Source organism: Rhodococcus sp. C26F (assembly GCF_053345925.1).
Map to the genome: position 1 here is coordinate 36,384 of NZ_JBKFBA010000022.1, position 16,142 is coordinate 52,525.

The 16,142-nt window shown below is 62.3% G+C and carries 14 protein-coding genes and 1 pseudogene; 11 read left to right on the plus strand and 4 right to left on the minus strand.

Going from position 1 to position 16,142, the window contains the following annotated elements:
- Positions 1-246: 246 nt before the first annotated feature.
- Both ACLBYD_RS19845 and ACLBYD_RS19850 read right to left on the minus strand, forming a co-directional pair.
- The gene (locus ACLBYD_RS19845; RefSeq protein WP_060654649.1) at positions 247-1,068 is read right to left on the minus strand and encodes a citryl-CoA lyase; all 822 of its coding nucleotides are present in this window, start codon (positions 1,066-1,068) and stop codon (positions 247-249) included.
- Positions 1,068-2,318: a CaiB/BaiF CoA transferase family protein gene (locus tag ACLBYD_RS19850; protein ID WP_447817786.1), complete on the minus strand. Its 1,251-nt coding sequence runs from the start codon at positions 2,316-2,318 to the stop codon at positions 1,068-1,070. Before ACLBYD_RS19850 ends, ACLBYD_RS19845 begins: the two co-directional genes overlap by 1 nt.
- Positions 2,319-2,665: 347 nt before the next feature.
- Here ACLBYD_RS19850 and ACLBYD_RS19855 point away from each other — a divergent pair, with 347 nt between their 5' ends.
- From ACLBYD_RS19855 to ACLBYD_RS19870, 4 genes are all read left to right on the plus strand, one after another.
- Positions 2,666-3,235 (plus strand): VOC family protein, encoded by a 570-nt coding sequence (locus ACLBYD_RS19855; RefSeq protein ID WP_447817787.1) that lies wholly within the window; start codon positions 2,666-2,668, stop codon positions 3,233-3,235.
- An 8-nt stretch (positions 3,236-3,243) separates the two neighbouring features.
- Entirely contained in the window at positions 3,244-4,908 is a 1,665-nt protein-coding gene (locus tag ACLBYD_RS19860; RefSeq protein WP_447817788.1) for an FAD-dependent oxidoreductase, read from the plus strand.
- A gap of 83 nt (positions 4,909-4,991) precedes the next feature.
- On the plus strand, positions 4,992-5,399 hold the full coding sequence (locus ACLBYD_RS19865; protein ID WP_447817789.1) for a nuclear transport factor 2 family protein: 408 nt from the start codon (positions 4,992-4,994) through the stop codon (positions 5,397-5,399).
- Positions 5,396-6,121 carry an alpha/beta fold hydrolase gene (locus ACLBYD_RS19870; protein ID WP_447817790.1) on the plus strand — a complete coding sequence of 242 codons (726 nt, stop codon included), beginning with the start codon at positions 5,396-5,398 and terminating at the stop codon, positions 6,119-6,121. Before ACLBYD_RS19865 ends, ACLBYD_RS19870 begins: the two co-directional genes overlap by 4 nt.
- Positions 6,122-6,146: 25 nt before the next feature.
- Here ACLBYD_RS19870 and ACLBYD_RS19875 read toward each other — a convergent pair whose 3' ends face one another.
- Positions 6,147-6,971 (minus strand): IclR family transcriptional regulator domain-containing protein, encoded by an 825-nt coding sequence (locus tag ACLBYD_RS19875; RefSeq protein ID WP_447817791.1) that lies wholly within the window; start codon positions 6,969-6,971, stop codon positions 6,147-6,149.
- 160 nt (positions 6,972-7,131) lie between these two features.
- Here ACLBYD_RS19875 and ACLBYD_RS19880 point away from each other — a divergent pair, with 160 nt between their 5' ends.
- Entirely contained in the window at positions 7,132-8,115 is a 984-nt protein-coding gene (locus ACLBYD_RS19880; RefSeq protein ID WP_447817793.1) for an AraC family transcriptional regulator, read from the plus strand.
- Between the two features lie 486 nt (positions 8,116-8,601).
- Here the strand turns inward: ACLBYD_RS19880 and ACLBYD_RS19885 are convergent, their stop codons facing one another.
- A complete protein-coding gene (locus ACLBYD_RS19885; RefSeq protein WP_174247169.1) occupies positions 8,602-9,408 on the minus strand; it encodes an IclR family transcriptional regulator domain-containing protein in 807 nt (268 codons plus the stop codon).
- A 92-nt stretch (positions 9,409-9,500) separates the two neighbouring features.
- Here ACLBYD_RS19885 and ACLBYD_RS19890 point away from each other — a divergent pair, with 92 nt between their 5' ends.
- From ACLBYD_RS19890 to ACLBYD_RS19915, 6 genes and pseudogenes are all read left to right on the plus strand, one after another.
- Entirely contained in the window at positions 9,501-10,766 is a 1,266-nt protein-coding gene (locus tag ACLBYD_RS19890; protein WP_447817794.1) for a Rieske 2Fe-2S domain-containing protein, read from the plus strand.
- Complete coding sequence (locus tag ACLBYD_RS19895; protein ID WP_120285013.1) at positions 10,763-11,233, plus strand: aromatic-ring-hydroxylating dioxygenase subunit beta; 471 nt, start codon at positions 10,763-10,765, stop codon at positions 11,231-11,233. Before ACLBYD_RS19890 ends, ACLBYD_RS19895 begins: the two co-directional genes overlap by 4 nt.
- Positions 11,234-11,310: 77 nt before the next feature.
- Positions 11,311-12,231: a PdxA family dehydrogenase gene (locus tag ACLBYD_RS19900; protein WP_447817795.1), complete on the plus strand. Its 921-nt coding sequence runs from the start codon at positions 11,311-11,313 to the stop codon at positions 12,229-12,231.
- Positions 12,228-13,238: a 2Fe-2S iron-sulfur cluster-binding protein gene (locus tag ACLBYD_RS19905; protein WP_447817796.1), complete on the plus strand. Its 1,011-nt coding sequence runs from the start codon at positions 12,228-12,230 to the stop codon at positions 13,236-13,238. The genes ACLBYD_RS19900 and ACLBYD_RS19905 overlap by 4 nt, the downstream gene beginning before the upstream one ends.
- Positions 13,239-13,313: 75 nt before the next feature.
- Positions 13,314-14,672 (plus strand): MFS transporter, encoded by a 1,359-nt coding sequence (locus ACLBYD_RS19910; protein WP_432714993.1) that lies wholly within the window; start codon positions 13,314-13,316, stop codon positions 14,670-14,672.
- A 331-nt stretch (positions 14,673-15,003) separates the two neighbouring features.
- A pseudogene (locus tag ACLBYD_RS19915) lies at positions 15,004-16,099 on the plus strand (hypothetical protein).
- The last annotated feature ends 43 nt before the right edge of the window (positions 16,100-16,142 follow it).

Consider the following 16,142-nt stretch of genomic DNA (forward strand, 5'->3'; position numbering starts at 1 on the left):
CGGGTGCCGTTACTGAACTTGGTGTGCAAGACATCCCTTGGAGCACGATTGAGTGGGGCGCAGCGCACCGACGGCGCCCTTTACGGTAATCCCGCATTCGTGCAAGAAAGAGCCGATACGGTGCGCAGTGCGGATGAGCCTTGCCAGCCGCCGTACTGCACAGGATGTGCAGTACTGTGAAGTCCCTTTGCTGTACTCAGGACGATCCTGTGTCAGATGGCATCCACCTGACACAGGATCGGTCGTCTATGTGCCGTCACTTGGGGGAGACACGTACTGGGCGTTGCGGTCGACCTCCATATAGATGCGGTTGGCGATGGGCGCCCGCATTTCTTCGGAAATCTGACCGAGGAGGCCCGCAGACCGCGCGAGCAGCGCGAATCCGCGTAAGATATCGGGCGGGAAACCGAGATCGGCGAGCGCGGCACCGCATACGCCGGCTCCATTGAGCGGGAGTTTCTTTCCAAGTCCGCGTTCGCTGACCCTACCGAGGGCGGCGAACAGTGCTAAGTGAGGACCGGTAATCCCCTCATCGGCAGCGATGTCGAAGATGATGGGGGTGCGCGGGTCGCCGCCCTTGTGATTGGGGTGCCCGAGTCCAGGAACGATCCGTCCGGCGGCACGCTCGGTACGGACCAAGCTGAGCGCGAAGTCGTCCCACTCGGTTTCGGAGATGGGAAGACCCTCACGGGACGCGAGTGCGGTGGAGAGGAAGCGCCCGGTGTCCTCGGTGACGCCGAGGAAGCGTGACCCGCCACCGAGCAGGCCCGCAGCCATGGCTCCCTGGATGGATTCGGGCGCGCTCAGGTAGGTGAGCCGAGCTGCTAGGGCGGTAGGAGTGAACCCATGATCGGCCAGCGCAACTAACACTGCCTCGAACAAGCGCAGTTCCCCAGGCTGCGGGCGTCGCAATGCAACGAGCCAGAACGCCAGTTCGCCGAAGCTGACCTTGCCCATCAGCTCGTTGGCCAGGTCGTGGCCAAGCAGCCGGATTTCGGTTGCCGAGGAGGTCCCCAGCGAGGTGGAGTACGGCGCGATCGAGTCAGCGTTGATCGAGGGGTGCGGCATCAGGCGTCTTCCTTGTTTCGGGTGGGAGTGGAGTTTTCAGGCAGCTGTGCCGTGACATCTGGATTTGACAGCCATCTCTTGATCTCGTCGGTGTGCTCGCCAAGTGCAGGGGGCGCGAAATCGTAGCGTGGTGTTGCCGCCGAGAACGAGATCGGATTGCGGATACCGGGCACTTTGGCGGCGCCCACTTCGACAACGGGTTCGAGACCGAGTTCCTCGGCATACTCGACGCCTTGGGCGATGGTGTTGATGGGACCCGAGGGGACGCCAGCGGCGTTGAGTTTGGTGAACCAGTAGCGGGCCGTGTCGGTGCGCAGTCGCTCCACCAGGATTGGGCGAAGTTCCTCGCGGTTGGTGGTGCGGTCGCTGTTGGTGCTGAAACGTGGGTCGTCGGCGATCTCGCTTATGCCGAGCACTTGCACGAGTCGCCGGAACTGGGCATCGTTACCGGCCGCGACGATCAGATCGTTGTCTGCGGTCGGCAGCGGCTCGTACGGGAACAAGCTGGGGTGGGCGTTACCCATGCGAGTGGGTACCGTTCCGCCCGCAACAAAGGCGCCAGTTTGGTTGACGAGTCCGCTCAGGGCCGACGCCATCAAACTGGTCTCGATATGTTGGCCGGCGCCCGTCCCGCAGATGTCGCGATGCCGCAAAGCAGCAAGAATTCCGATCGCAGAGTGCAATCCGGTGATCACGTCGAAAACGCTGATGCCTGCGCGATATTCAGGTCCGTCTGGATCGCCGGTGAGGCTCATCAAACCTGACATCGCCTGGACGATCAGATCGTAACCTGCAAGGTTTGCTCCTTCGGTGGTGCCGAACCCGCTGATCGAGCAGTACACGATTGCGGGGTTGATCCGTTGCACGTGCTCGTAACCCAGTCCCAGCTTGGCTAAACTGCCGGGCTTGAAGTTCTCGATCAGCACGTCGGCGCGGCGGGCGAGTTCCCGAGCGGCAGCAGCGTCGTCGGGATCCCGCAGGTTCAGCACGATGGATCGCTTGTTGCGGTTGACCGAAGAATAATAGGTCGATACCCCGTCAGGTCGTACCGGCGGCATCCAGGAGCGCGTGTCGTCCCCACCCGGGCTCTCTACCTTGATGACCTCAGCGCCCATGTCCGCCAACAACATTGTGGCGTACGGGCCCGCGAGGATCCGGGAGAAGTCGGCTACCAGGATGCCTTGTAAGGGCCGTACGTGAGTGTCGGCAGCGGACGGAGCGGGTTCGGGTGGGTGAATTGTCGACGTCATCTGGTGCCTCCCGTGTAGCCCGAGAACGTAATGCGGACAACTGTCCGTTGCTTCTCGGTTGATTGCAGGTGCCTGTCCCCGTAGCTGGGTCGGCGAAGCGAGTATGGCTTGTGGGGTGCGGTCTACGCCAGCCTGAATGGCCTTTTTCCAGCTGTTTCCTGCGCTATTCGTATTCTCTGCGCGATCTGGATAGATCTTATCGGGATCCGTGGGCAGCATGACCTGCGTTACATCCGTCACTGCGCGATGAAACTCTCGCATTCCGATCTGGGCTGTTATGTCCGTATAGCGGACAACTGCCGGGCGGGTTCGGGTGGTTGGTCGTGAGGAGAACAAGGGAGAAAACCATGAGCACGCGAACCGAAGACCAGGCTGTCGAGGATCGGGGAGTGGGGGGTCCGCCGATGCGTCTGCATCACAACGCGTACGTCACCAACGATCAGGCAGCCACCCGCGAGTTCTACGAGGACATTATCGGGATGCCATTGGTGGCGACATGGAAGGAGTCTGACGTGCTCTTCGGTAAGGAACGCGTCTATTGCCACACCTTCTATGGGATGGCCGACGGGAGTGCTCTGGCGTTCTTCCAGTTCGCGAGCCCGGAGGACCAAGCCGAGTTCGGACCGGAGATGCCGCATTCGCCGTTCCAGCACATTGCGACCAAAGTCGACGCCACGACCCAGGCGGTGCTCGAGAAGAAGCTGCAAGACGCCAACTGGAAGCCGGAGGAGACTTACGTGCTCGAACACGGCTACTGCCGCTCGCTCTACACTGTCGACCCGAACGGGCTTCTACTCGAATTCACAGTCGATGCACCAGGTGTCGAAGAAGCCGACGCAGAGCGCCGCGCGACCGCCCGCGCTGATCTCGAGTCCTGGCTCGCTGGTGACTACACCAGCAACAACAACTACCGATGAGGAAAACCATGCGCGCCAACGACAATCCTGAAGTCCTCATCGTCGGTGCCGGCCCGACCGGTCTGATCCTTGCTCACGAACTTCTGCGCCGCGGTGTGCAGATTCGGCTCGTGGAGAAGCGTCAAGGGCCATCACACACCACTCGCGCAATGACCGTGCATGCGCGGTCGATGGAGATGTTCGACCATATCGGTGCTGCACACCGGCTCGAGGAGGTGTGCGCTGAATGCCCAGGCAACATCTACCATTTCCCCGGACGTGAGGAGGACGATCAGCCTCGTACCGATTACCGATCGTTGCCGACTCGGTACCCGTTCTACTACAAGATCAACCAGAACGACTTCGAGCAGGTTCTGCGTGAGCATCTGCTGGCGGTGTACTCGCTCGTCCCCGAGTACCGCACCGAGGTTATCCGTATCGACAGGACTGGTGGGGACGGTGACGTGACTGCCGTGCTCCGCCATGCCGACGGCACAGAGGAAATCGTGACGGCGCCGTGGGTGGTCGGCTGTGACGGGAAGCGCAGCTTCGTGCGGGAGGCCGCGGGTATCGGATTCCGGGGTGAGGAAGTCGCATCCATGTCAATGATGGATGTCGAGCTCACCAATGTGACGTTCGACGACCGGTGGATGAACTATTTCTTCGACAAAGACCTCTTCATGAACTGCACCAAGCTTCCGGGCAGGAACTGGCGCATCTACATGAGTGACGCGACCGGTGAGTACGTCCATGCCGAGGACCAACGCGCCGCTTTCCAAGAGGTTGCCGACAGGATCGGCGTCGGTATCAAGATAGGGGAGCCCGAATGGGTCACCCGGTGGCCGATCCTCAACAATATTGCGGACCGGTACCGGAACGACAGGCTGCTCATCTGCGGCGACGCCTCACACATCCATTCCCCATCCGGCGGGCAAGGCATGAATGGGTGTATGCAGGACGCGTTCAATCTCGGCTGGAAGCTGGCCGCGGTTGTGCAGGGAAAATCCGATCCGGTCATCCTTGACACCTACGAGCAGGAACGGCGCCCAATTGGTGAGCAGGTCACCGCCGGAGCAATGGCCACTCACGAAATCGTGATGGGCTTCGGCATCGAGCCCGAGGAGCGGTACCCCCTGACCCAGGTCCCCGGGTGGGAGGAAGAGACCATCCGGCTCGTATCGGGGCTGGCACACACCTACCGCGATGTGGTAGCGGTGCCCGAAGGTCTGCGCACACTGGACGGCCCGCAGCCGGGCGAACGTGCGCCCGACGCAACGCTGGTCGTCGAGCCGCACAAGCGCCTGTACGACGTATTCAGACATCCCGGTTTCACTCTTGTCGCAGTCACGGGTGAGGGTGCTGACGAGTCCGAAACGGTGGATGTCGCGCTGCGTGTACAAGGTCTGATTGACGCCCGGCATCCAGGACAGGTACGGACGCACTTCGTCACCGAGACCTCTGACGATTCGACGTTCGACTTCGACCACCGCAGTGCAGACGAACTCGGTGAACTGCACGAGCGCTATTCGGTTGGTGCCGTCAGCCGGCTGATCCTCGTGCGGCCGGACCTCTACGTCGGAATGACCTGTGCTCTCGAGGATGCGGACAAGATCATCGACTATCTCGACACCTGGTTCATTCCGGACCCGGTCGTCCCGCGCGTCGAGGGATTGACGGCTGTCGGCGCGCGCTGACGGTCACAGACATGAGGACGCCGGATCGTGCCACTAACTCGCTGCGGTTGGGGCACGGTCCGGCCGTTTGGACAAGGATTTTCATGACAAGCACGCCAAGCACGGCCAGAGATCGCGTCGAGGAACTTCTTGCGCTGCAGGGCGCAGGTAAGGCAGCAGACGCTGCCGATCTCTTTGCTGAAGAGGTTGATTTTCACATCCCTAATAGTCGTCATCTACCGTGGGTGCCCCACGAGCCAGGCAGCCGCGCGTCGATGAGGAAGCTGTTCGAGTCGCTGGGAAGCCTGACCGAATCGCGACGGTTCGAAGTCTTCGTTATCGTCGGTGACGCCGATAACGCCGTGGTACTGGGAGAATTCACCTCGGTAGTGTTGGTCACCGGTCGCACGGTTACCTCGAAATTTGCCTTATGGGTGACATTGCACGACGGCATGATCACGCGCTATCACTTGTACGAAGACAGTTTCGCTATGGCGCAGGCCGCGCGATGACGGCGGAACCTCAATTTCAATCCGGTGAACCGTCGGTTGTCCTGGTGCACGGCGCTAACCACGATGGATGGTGCTGGACGATCGTTGTCGGGTTGCTCGAGAATGTCGGGATCCGTTCGCACGTAGTGGATCTACCATTGAGCAGTCTCGAGTCGGATTGCCGCGCGGTCGCTGTTGCTGTCGACCGCGCCGCTTCCGAGGGCCCAGTCCTTGTGGTTACGCACAGCTACGGAGGGCTCCCGGTGTCGATCGCGGCGGAGCGTGCGGACGCGCTGATCTACGTCGCTGCCCGGATGCCACTGCGGGGACAGAGTCCGGCGGAACGGACGTCCTCGTGGAATACTCCAGAATTCACAAACTGTGTGCGGCGCGAGGACGGCGTCATGACCCTCGCTTCGCACGCGGACGGCGTCCTCTATAACACGACCCCACGGAGTCTGCGTGAGCTCGCACGCGCTCGGTGGCGGCCGATGAGGAGCGGTGTACCTGTTCAGCCTGTAGCCAACCCGGTCTGGGAGCACGTGCCGACGGTGTACGTGGTGTGTACTGCCGATCGTGCGGTTGACGTTGCGGCCCAACGCGAGGCGGCCACTCACGCTGATGAGATAATCGAGCTCGATTGCGACCACTCACCGTTCTTCTCTGCCCCCTCACAGCTCGCCGCCGTGGTGGAGTTCGAGGTTGCCGCTATGCGTTCACGGACCGGACTTTCGGGCGGGTAATCCCTGGTCGTGTTCGACGCAGTTGCTATGTGGCAGAGGAGTCGGCCGAGGCCGGGGTCAGATCTGCGATCGGCACGCGCTTTCCCAGCTCGATGTCAGCGGAAATCTCACTCGCTGTATGTAGCAGCGGCGATAGATATCGGCTCACCAGCTCGTCCATCGACGTTTCCGCCGCGTGCGCATTGACGTTCACCGCCGCGATGGTGGCACCGTGACCATCACGAATCGGCGCGGCGATGGACCGGATGCCCGGTGCCAGTTGTTGGTCGGTCGTTGCCCAGCCGCGTGCGCGAACCTCACGTAGGACAGGCCTCGCCTCGTCCACGCTGGGTTGCCACACCGGCAGGATCCTGGAGCGACTGGGTTGAGATAGAACGAAGTCGAGTTCGTCGTCGGGGAGGCCTGCGAGCAGTACTTTTCCGAGCGAAGTCTGTAAAGCTGGAAATCGTGTACCGATCGTCACGCTTAATGTGACCAGCTTAGGTACTGCGACGCGGCCCACGTACACGATGTCGGATCCGTCTAGTTGAGCGATGGAGCAAGACTCTCTCGTCTGTTCGGCGAGGTTGCGCAGGTGTTCGCGGCTGAGGTCCCAGATGTCGCAATTCGCAATGTATGCGAGCCCGAGTTCTAGTACTCGCGGTGTGAGGATGAATGTGTTGGCGTGTGAGCGTACGTAGCCAAGTTGCTCGAGGGTGATAAGCATGCGCCGTGCTGTGGGTCGGGCCAAGCCGGTTGCCGCCGCAATGTCGGAGAGAGAGGCTTCGGCAGGTAGGTGCTCAAAGGCCTTGATCACATCCAACCCCCTGGCGAGCGCTTCAATGAAGTCCGGCCCTTCTCCACGTCTCATGCTGTCATCGTACGCCAGGCGGACATATGGCCGGGAAGATGCTCTCGAAAATGCCGTAGGAAGCTCCGATGTTGGTACCTTCGTGCAGTTCTCAAGAGATAAATACTCAATCTTGACCGGGATGCGTACACTTGACCGAAAGTGATCGGAGGCTATAGGTATGGGTGCGACGCAACCACTCCATCGTCATCTCGTCGTATCGTCCTCCGACGTCGACAGGGTGGTTTCAGCAGGTTCTACTTTGTTCTCGCCGCACCGCCTGCGTTGCCGGGCAGTGGATGCATCCCTGGCGGCGATGGAGCTCGACACTGTCACCTTGATTTCGATGCAGTATGGTGGAGATTCGATCGTCGAACCCTCTGACCCCCTCGACTATTACGCCGTCCACGTTCCCTTGAACGGACACGGCATCGTGCGTTTCTCTGGCGAGCAGATCGAGACGGGCCCTAATACCGCAGTGGTCTTCAGTCCTCGCGACGAGCCCAAAATGCGTTGGGCGCCGGATCTCCTCCAGATTGCATTCACCGTCCCCGCGGACGCGATGCGAACTCATCTCACCAAGCTGACGGCCCGTTCCAGCGGGCGTCCGCTGGTCTTCTCACACTCGGCGCCGTCGAAACGCAGCGTGGCTACTGACGGCTGGATCAACACCGTGCGGATGGTTTTTCGCACGGCAGACGCTTACCGACAACGCCCTCTTCCTATTGGTCTGCGCCGGTCACTGGAGGACATGCTGCTCACCAGTCTTCTGATGACCCAGCCCAACAACTGGACCGATACCCTGTATTCGGGGGTTCCCAGTGCCGCCCCGCATGCGGTCGCCCTCGCGATTGAGATGATCGAGGCGGAACCTGAGGACAATTGGAGCCTGGCGCGGTTGGCAGCTGAGACGGGCGTCAGCGCACGATCCTTGCAGGAAGGGTTTCGCCGCGCCAAAGGAATGCCCCCTATGACGTACGTCAAGAACGCTCGTCTTGATCTGGTACGACGTCGCCTGGAAGATCCACTTCGGACCGGCGAATCGATCTCCGATATTGCATTTGACGCCGGATTCACCCACCTGGGCCGGTTCTCATCGGCGTTCCGTGAGCGCTTCGGGATCAAACCGTCCGAGTTGCGTCGCACCACGTCGCACCGAACGTGATCAAGGTCGTTCGTTCGGGGGGACATCACCACCACAAGCGGCGCCGTACCACACGTCGCTATCAGCGCGGTCACGCGACGATCGGCTGAAAGTACGGTTCACCGTCCCTCCACGAATCCTGCAGGATCCCCGACCGTGTCGCCCGGCGACCGGTTGCTGTGCCGTGCGGATGTCGTGATCGCCGGGGCCTTATTGAGGTTGCGCGACGTTACTGTCGGACACAGTTATCCCGCGATATAACCTCGGTGCAGGAGGCGCGCTCGTCGCGCATTGGGAGACTACCTGGCCGCTGTGGAAACGCTTCCATATCTCTTGGCAAGTCTCGTTTGCAGTCGCCTCGTCTGCGTTTTTCGTAAGGCCCCCGAATCCGTTTGGGAGCGCAACTTCCCTGATCGGTCATTGCGGGTCTCAGCTGGGTGTCAATGATCGTCTCGCGCTTGGCCCACCGCGTGCGCGTAACGCACGGGGCGCGGCCCGGGTGAGACCTCAAAGAAGCCGGCCGAGCCTTTCGGCGTACTCGTTCAGTACGGGCACGGCCGCTTCCTGGAGGTCGTGGAGGGTGGTTCTGGCGGTGGATGCACTGACGCTCATGGCCGCCACGGTTTCACCGCGGGCGTTTCGGACCGGTACGGCTATCGACAGCATGCCGAGTTCGATTTCTTCGTCGGTATACGCCATGCCGCTCTCCCTTGCTGCCAGAATCCGTTCCCTGACGGCATCGATATCGGTCAGCGTCTGGGGTGTGCGTGTCTGGAGGTTGCACTGTCGGAGATAGTCGTCCAGTTGTGTATCGGTCAGTCCTGCCAGCAGTACTCGACCGGTTGCCGAGTTGTGGGCGGGCAGTTTGGCGCCGACCCGGACTCCGGTCGAAACGATCCGGGTGGCCTCGGCGCGGGCGACGAACAGGGCCCATCCGTCTTCGAGAACAGCGAGCGATACCGATTCGTCCAACGCATCGCGAGCCTCGGTCAATTGCGGCTGGGCGAGTTGCGGGAGCGGCGCGGTGTCCAGATAGGCGCCGCTGAGACGGAGCATTCTCGGTGTCGGGCGGAAGTTTCCGTTGTCGTGGGTCAGGTAGCCGAGCTCGACGAGGGTGAGCAGGCAGCGCCGTGCTGCGGCGCGAGAGGTGTTGGTCCGCTGTGCGGCATCGGTGACGGTCAGTTGTGGGTGGCGGATGTCGAAGGCTTCGATGACCGCCAGACCCTTCGCCAATCCGGCCATTCCTTCGGGGGCGCGGGAAGAACTCTTGACACTTTCTTGGGCGTCCTGCTTAATTGTTCGAGAATTGCTCATCTGTTCGTTATACGAACAAGCGCGGGGTGTGTCAAGCCCAAGCGAGCGAGTTCTCTGATGTCCCGACTGGTTGTCCAGACTGAGGAGAAATAATGGAAAGCAGCGTTGTCGACACAGGCCGCGAGACCCCGGTGGAGTGGACCGACGACCTCACCCGAGTGCCGTATCGGGTGTTCCAGGACCAGGATGTCTACGCCGCCGAGCAGACCAAGCTGTTCCAGGGGCCGTATTGGAGCTACCTGTGCCTCGAGGCAGAGGTAGCCGGCCCGGGAGACTACTGCTCGACCTTCGTCGGCGAGACGCCGGTGATCGTGGCACGTGATCGCGACGGGGAGCTCTACGGATTCGAGAACCGCTGTGCCCACCGAGGTGCCCTCCTGGCACTGGACGACCGCGGGAACACGAAGGATTTCACCTGCGTCTACCACGCCTGGAGCTACAATCTGCAGGGCGATCTGACCGGCGTCGCCTTCAAAGACGGAATCAAAGGCAAAGGGGGAATGCCTGATTCGTTCTGCATGGAGGATCACGGCCCGCGCAAGATGCGCATCGCCGTCCTCCACGGCCTGGTCTTCGGAAGCTTTTCCGATGACGTGCCGGACATCGAAGAGTATCTCGGCGAAGAGATCACGAGCCGGATCGCCCGGGTCCTCAGTGGCCGTGCGCCCGAGATCATCGGACGCTTCACGCAGGTGCTTCCCAACAACTGGAAGCTGTACGTAGAGAACGTCAAGGACTCCTACCACGCCAGCATTCTGCACCTGTTCTTCACCACCTTCGAACTCAACCGCCTGTCGCAGCGCGGCGGGATCATCGTCGACGAGAGCGGCGGCCACCACGTCAGTTACTCGGCGATCGACCGAGACGCCGAGAAGGACGTCGCCTACGCCGACCAGAACATCCGATCCGAAAGCGCCTACAAACTGGCCGATCCGTCGCTGCTCCAGGGGTTCAGCGAGGTCGGCGACGATACGACGCTGCAGATCCTCTCCGTCTTCCCGGGTTTCGTGCTGCAACAGATCCAGAACTCCGTGGCCGTGCGCCAGATCCTCCCGACCGGAGTCGAGCAAACCCGCTTGAACTGGACATATCTCGGATTCGAAGAAGACACGCCCGAGCAGCGGGAGATCCGTCTCAAGCAGTCCAACCTGGTGGGCCCCGCAGGTTACATCTCGATGGAGGACGGCTGCGTCGGAGGTTTCGTGCAACGCGGAATCGCAGGTGCAGCAAGCGAGTCTGCAGTGCTCGAAATGGGAGGAAGTCTGGCCGAATCCAGTGAGAGCCGTGTCACCGAAGCATCGGTACGCGGCTTCTGGAAGGCATACCGGACCGCAATGAACCGACAGGAAGAGGCATGAGCATGAACGACTTCCAGCGAATCGGCCGTGTGCAGGCCGACTACTCCCGTTGCATCGACGAGGGCCCGCTCGAGCGTTGGCCGGACTTTTTCGTCGAGGACTGCATGTACCGGATCACCACCGCGCAGAACTACAGCGAGGGCCTGCCCGCAGGACTGGTATGGGCCAACACTCGCCGCATGCTCGTCGACCGCGTATCGGCACTGCGCGAAGCCAACATCTACGAGCGGCACACCTACCGTCATATCCTGGGCCAGCCCCTGGTGCTGGAGGAGAACGGCGACGGTATCCATGCCGAAACCAGCTTCCTGGTGGTGCGGGTGATGCGTGACGGCCAATCCGACATCTTCACCAGCGGGCGATATGTCGACCGGTACGTGGAGGTCGACGGTCAGTTGAAGATTGCCGAACGGGTCGTGGTGTGCGACAGCACCAACATCGATACCTTGCTGGCGCTCCCACTATGAACGGGTCCCCGCCCCGGGTCCTGCTCACAATCGGCGACCCGAACGGAATCGGCCCCGAAATCGCGGTGAAAGCCGTCGTGGCAGCACAGGAACATCCCGCATTCAATCCGGTCCTGGTGGGCGATCGACATGTCATCGAATCGCTCGCCCACCAGGCCGGCATGACGCTCCGCGAGACGGTCGACGGCCACCGCGCACCCCTCGCCGGTGCGGTCGACATGCTCCCCGTCGACTCGTTGCCCCCCGGAGCGTTCGCCCCGGGCCGGGTGAGCGCAGAAGCCGGGACGGCGACCGTGGCGTACCTCGAACGCGCGGTGCGCTGCCTGCAGGGCGGTGGATCCCGCGGCATCGTCGCGTGCCCGCACTCGGAAACCGCGATCAACGCCGCCGGTATCTCTTTCGACGGATATCCAGGCCTGCTGGCCGAACTCGTCGGCGCGCGACCGGACGAGGTTTTCCTGATGCTCGTCGGTGCCGGCCTGCGCATCGTGCACGCCACCTTGCACGAATCATTGAAAGATGCGCTCGGGCGCCTCACACCGGAGCTGGTGTACAGGGCAGCGCACGCTGTGGTGCAGACCCTTCAGGACCAGGACATCGCGTCCCCGCGTATCGGCGTGTTCGGTATCAATCCGCATGCCGGAGAAGGCGGCCTGTTCGGCGACGACGATCTGCGGGTGACAGCGCCTGCGGTCGAGCGGCTGCGCGCCGCAGGGATCGACGCCTGCGGACCGGTCGGAGCCGACCTCATGCTCGGCGATACCAGCTTCGACGCGTTCGTCGCCATGTACCACGACCAGGGCCATATTCCCGTCAAACTCCTCGCCGGACGCACCGCAGCCGCGATGACGATCGGCGCCGGCGTGCGGTTCTCCAGTGTCGGGCACGGCGCCGGGTTCGACATCGCCGGCAAGGGAACAGCCGATGCGGACGCCGTTGTCGCGGCGGTGCGGCTGGTCGGCGCCTCATCACACGTAACCGCAGGAGTCACGTCATGACCTACCAGGTAACCGTCACGGGATCGGACATCAATTTTCCGTGCGAGCCCGACGAGAGTGTGCTCGACGCGGCGGAACGCGCGGGATACGCGATCCCGTACTCGTGCCGCAAAGGCGTGTGTTCGAGTTGTGAAGGTGCGCTCGATGCCGGCAGCCTCGCGGTGCGCGGCCGGGGAACGGCGCAAGGCCCCGAAAACGGAGTGCTGTTCTGTCAGGCGCAGCCCACCACGGACGTCGACATCACACCGAAGCGGATCACCGAACGAGACAAGGTGGTACGTAAGCAACTCACTGCGAAGGTCCACCGAATCACTCGCCCGACACCCGATGTTGCGGTCGTGCAGCTGCGTCTGCCCACCGGAGTGCGTGCGAAGTTCGCCGCGGGTCAGTACCTCAAGGTTTTTCTCGACGACGGGGACAGCCGGAACTATTCGATGGCGAATCCGCCACACGAGAACGACGGAGTGCAACTGCACATTCGTCACGTGCAGGGGGGACGATTCTCCGAGGAGGTGCTTCGCACGCTCGAGAAGGGAAGCAAACTGAGAATCGAGCTGCCCTACGGCGAGTTCTCGTTGAACCCCGACTCGGACAGGCCCGTCATCTTCGTCGCCAGCGGCACCGGCTTCGCCCCGGTGAAGTCGATCGTCGAGGACCATCTCAAACGCGGGGGAGAGCGGTCGTTGCATCTCTACTGGGGTGCACGACGGCAAGAGGATATCTACCTGCCCGAGTCGCCCGAGAAGTGGCCCTCGGTTTCGGATCGGGTTTGCTTCACTCCGGTCCTGTCGCATCCCGCCGAGGACTGGACCGGTCGCACCGGTCTCGTTCATCGAGCCGTGCTCGAGGATTATGCGGACCTCAGCGGCCACGAGGTCTATGCATGCGGAAGTCCCGCAATGACCTCGGCGGCACGCGAGGATTTCGTCCACGAGGCCGGTTTGGCACCGGACAACTTCTACTGCGACGCCTTCGTACCGTCGGGCGATCTTGTTGTCACCGCGTGATCCGCTACCACCACCACATCCGGGAATCCCGGTACCAGACACTGTGAGGCACTCATGTCCATCGCACCATCGCGCGTGACACTGCCGGATTTCATCGATTCGCGGCCGGTGAGTCGATACCAGTACATCGTGATCGGCCTGTGTGGGTTGGTCATGTTCATCGACGGCTTCGACACCCAGAGCATCAGCTACATGGCGCCCCACATCGCCGAGGAGTGGGGTCTGTCGAAACAGGTGCTCGGACCCATCTTCTCTGCCGCTCTCGCCGGTCTGATGGTCGGCTATCTGGCGCTCTCGCCGCTGTCCGAGCGGTTCGGTCACCGCCGGATGATTATTGCGAGCACAGTCCTCTTCGCGCTCGGCACGTTGGCCGCGGCCTGGTCGCAGAACGTCACCGAGCTGATGGCGTTGCGTTTCATCACCGGAATGGGACTCGGTGCTGCTGCGCCCAGTGCCATCGCGCTGACGGGCGAATACAGCCCCAAGCGTCTTCGAGCGACCTTCGTCCTGGCGATCTACTGCGGTTTCTCCCTCGGTTTCGTCGCGGCAGGGTTGGTCTCCGGTTGGCTGATCCCGATCTTCGGCTGGCGGTCGGTGCTGGTCGTCGGCGCAGTAGCACCGCTTCTGCTGCTCCCGGCATTGCTGCGCTTTCTGCCGGACTCGCTCACCTTGATGATCAACAAAGGTGCCGAACCCAAGCGGGTCAGGTCGATCCTGCGCAGGATCGATCCCGGTCTCGCCGCCGACTCCGACTTCACCTACGAGGCAGAGAAGCAGCCTGACGAACAGCGCACTGCACTGAGGAACCTGTTCACCCGTGACCGGGTGTTGGGCACGCTGCTGCTGTGGTTGGTCTTCGTCATCAATCTCGGTGAGTTCTACGCACTGCAGAGCTGGCTACCGTCGATCATGACGAGCCTGGACTACGACATGGGTACGGTGGTCACCGCTACGACCCTGACGACTGTCGGCGGCATCGCTGCGGCGTTTGTCACCGGGCCGTGTATGGACCGACTCGGTGCGTATCTCACCCTCGGAACGGTGTACATCGTCGGATTCGCGTTCGTCGCATTGACCGGTCTTGCTTTGAGTGCGCCGTTGTGGGTCCTGCTGACTGCCAACTTCTTTGCGGGTGTGTGTATCAGCGGCGGACAGAAGAGCTTGATCGCCTTGTCTGCGGTGTTCTATCCGACATCGATGCGTTCGACCGGTGTCGGTTGGGCATTGGGTGTGGGCCGCATCGGTGGAATCGTCGGGCCGATCGTGGTCGGAGCGGCTCTCGGGATGGGGTGGTCCGCCAGTGCAGTGTTCTATGCGATGTCGATTCCCATGCTCGTGGCCGGCGTGGCGGTACTGCTCCTGGGTCGATGGGTCCGGAGCGACAAACACCCCGACCGTGCGGTGGCGGAAAGTCAGTCACTGGCGCACAAGTAGTACGAGTCGGCGACATGCCGAGGAGTCGGAGCCGGGGCTGCTCCGCGAACGGATGTCCGCGTACCCGCTTGCGGGTAGGTCCGGGTAGAGCCGTCTCTGTCGGTGTTCGGTGAGCGCTGCCGTAATGCGTCTCCACGACATGGGCCGTCCTTCGGTTCGCTTTTCGTCAGGTCGACGAACCGAAGGGCGGCCCGTGCCCAGGGTTGTTGATGGAGATCGCGAATCGCGGAAGCTCGCGAGTTCGTCGGGTGACAGCCGACGTCGCGCTGCACGGCAATGTGCGTGCGACTGCATGGAGTTTGCAGGGGTACCGAGCGGGTACGCGAAGACGGTGTCGGCGAACGAGCATCTGCAAGGACCGCGTTCCGGTGCCGGCGGTGAGCAGGTCTCGGTGTTGTTGATCGCGGATCCGGGCGAGCCGGCGGCACTGGCCGAACGCATTGCGGAGTACCTGCCGGAACGCCTGCGCAGCTCTGCTCGCGTCGAGCGCCGGTGGACGATGTGCGTGCGCAACGAACCGTATCTTCCCGACGAGCAAGCGGAGTTCGCGGAGGTCATCGACACGGTCGATCCGTCTTCGGAACACGAAGACATCGTCGTCTACCTCACCGATCTGCCGCGCCGCGATGACACCCTGCCGGTGGTGGCCGACGTCAGCGCCGACCACAAATTCGCGCTCGTCTCGGTCGCGGGAGTGGGTGGTTTCGACATCGAGCGTCGCGTTCGCACGGTCACCGAACTTGCGATCACCTACATACTCGGTGAGCCGGAACTCACGCCCGGGGCCGCGCGGCAGTTTCCGTCTACGCAGATCGAGGACGGCATCCGGTATTTTGCGCCTTCGGGACTGCGGCGACTGCGGTTGTTGTCGGGGATGATGCGTGCCAACCGGCCGTGGCGGCTGGTGACCGGACTGTCGAAGGTTCTCGTGGGCGCGTTCGCCACGGGGGGCGATCGCCTTGGCCACCAATACGATCTGGTTGTTCGCCGACACGATGGGACCGTGGCGTATGAGGGCGGTGACGGTCCTGTCGATCGTGGCGATGATTCTCTGGCTGATCCTCGACCATGAACTGTGGGAGCGTCCGAAATCGCCGGAGGAGCGTGACCGTTCGGTGCTGTACAACACCGCGACCGTGGTGACCTTGACCGTCGGTGTCGTCGTGCTACACGTGGCTCTGTTTTGTCTGCTGTTGGCTACTGCGAGTTTGACTCTTCCCCCGGAACTGCTGTCCCGTGTTCTCGGGCACGGGGTGAGCTTCTCCGATTATCTGACGCTCACCTGGTTGCTGACGTCCATTGCGACCATCGGTGGGGCGCTCGGGTCGGGGCTCGAGGACGACGCCGCCGTCCGAGAGACGGCATACGGGGTTCGGCAACGGCAACGCATGGAGAAGATGAGCGAGGCGTCGAACGAGACGGGGTAGGTGTCCTCGGGGCATCCGGTGGCGGGGACATCAAAGACGGATC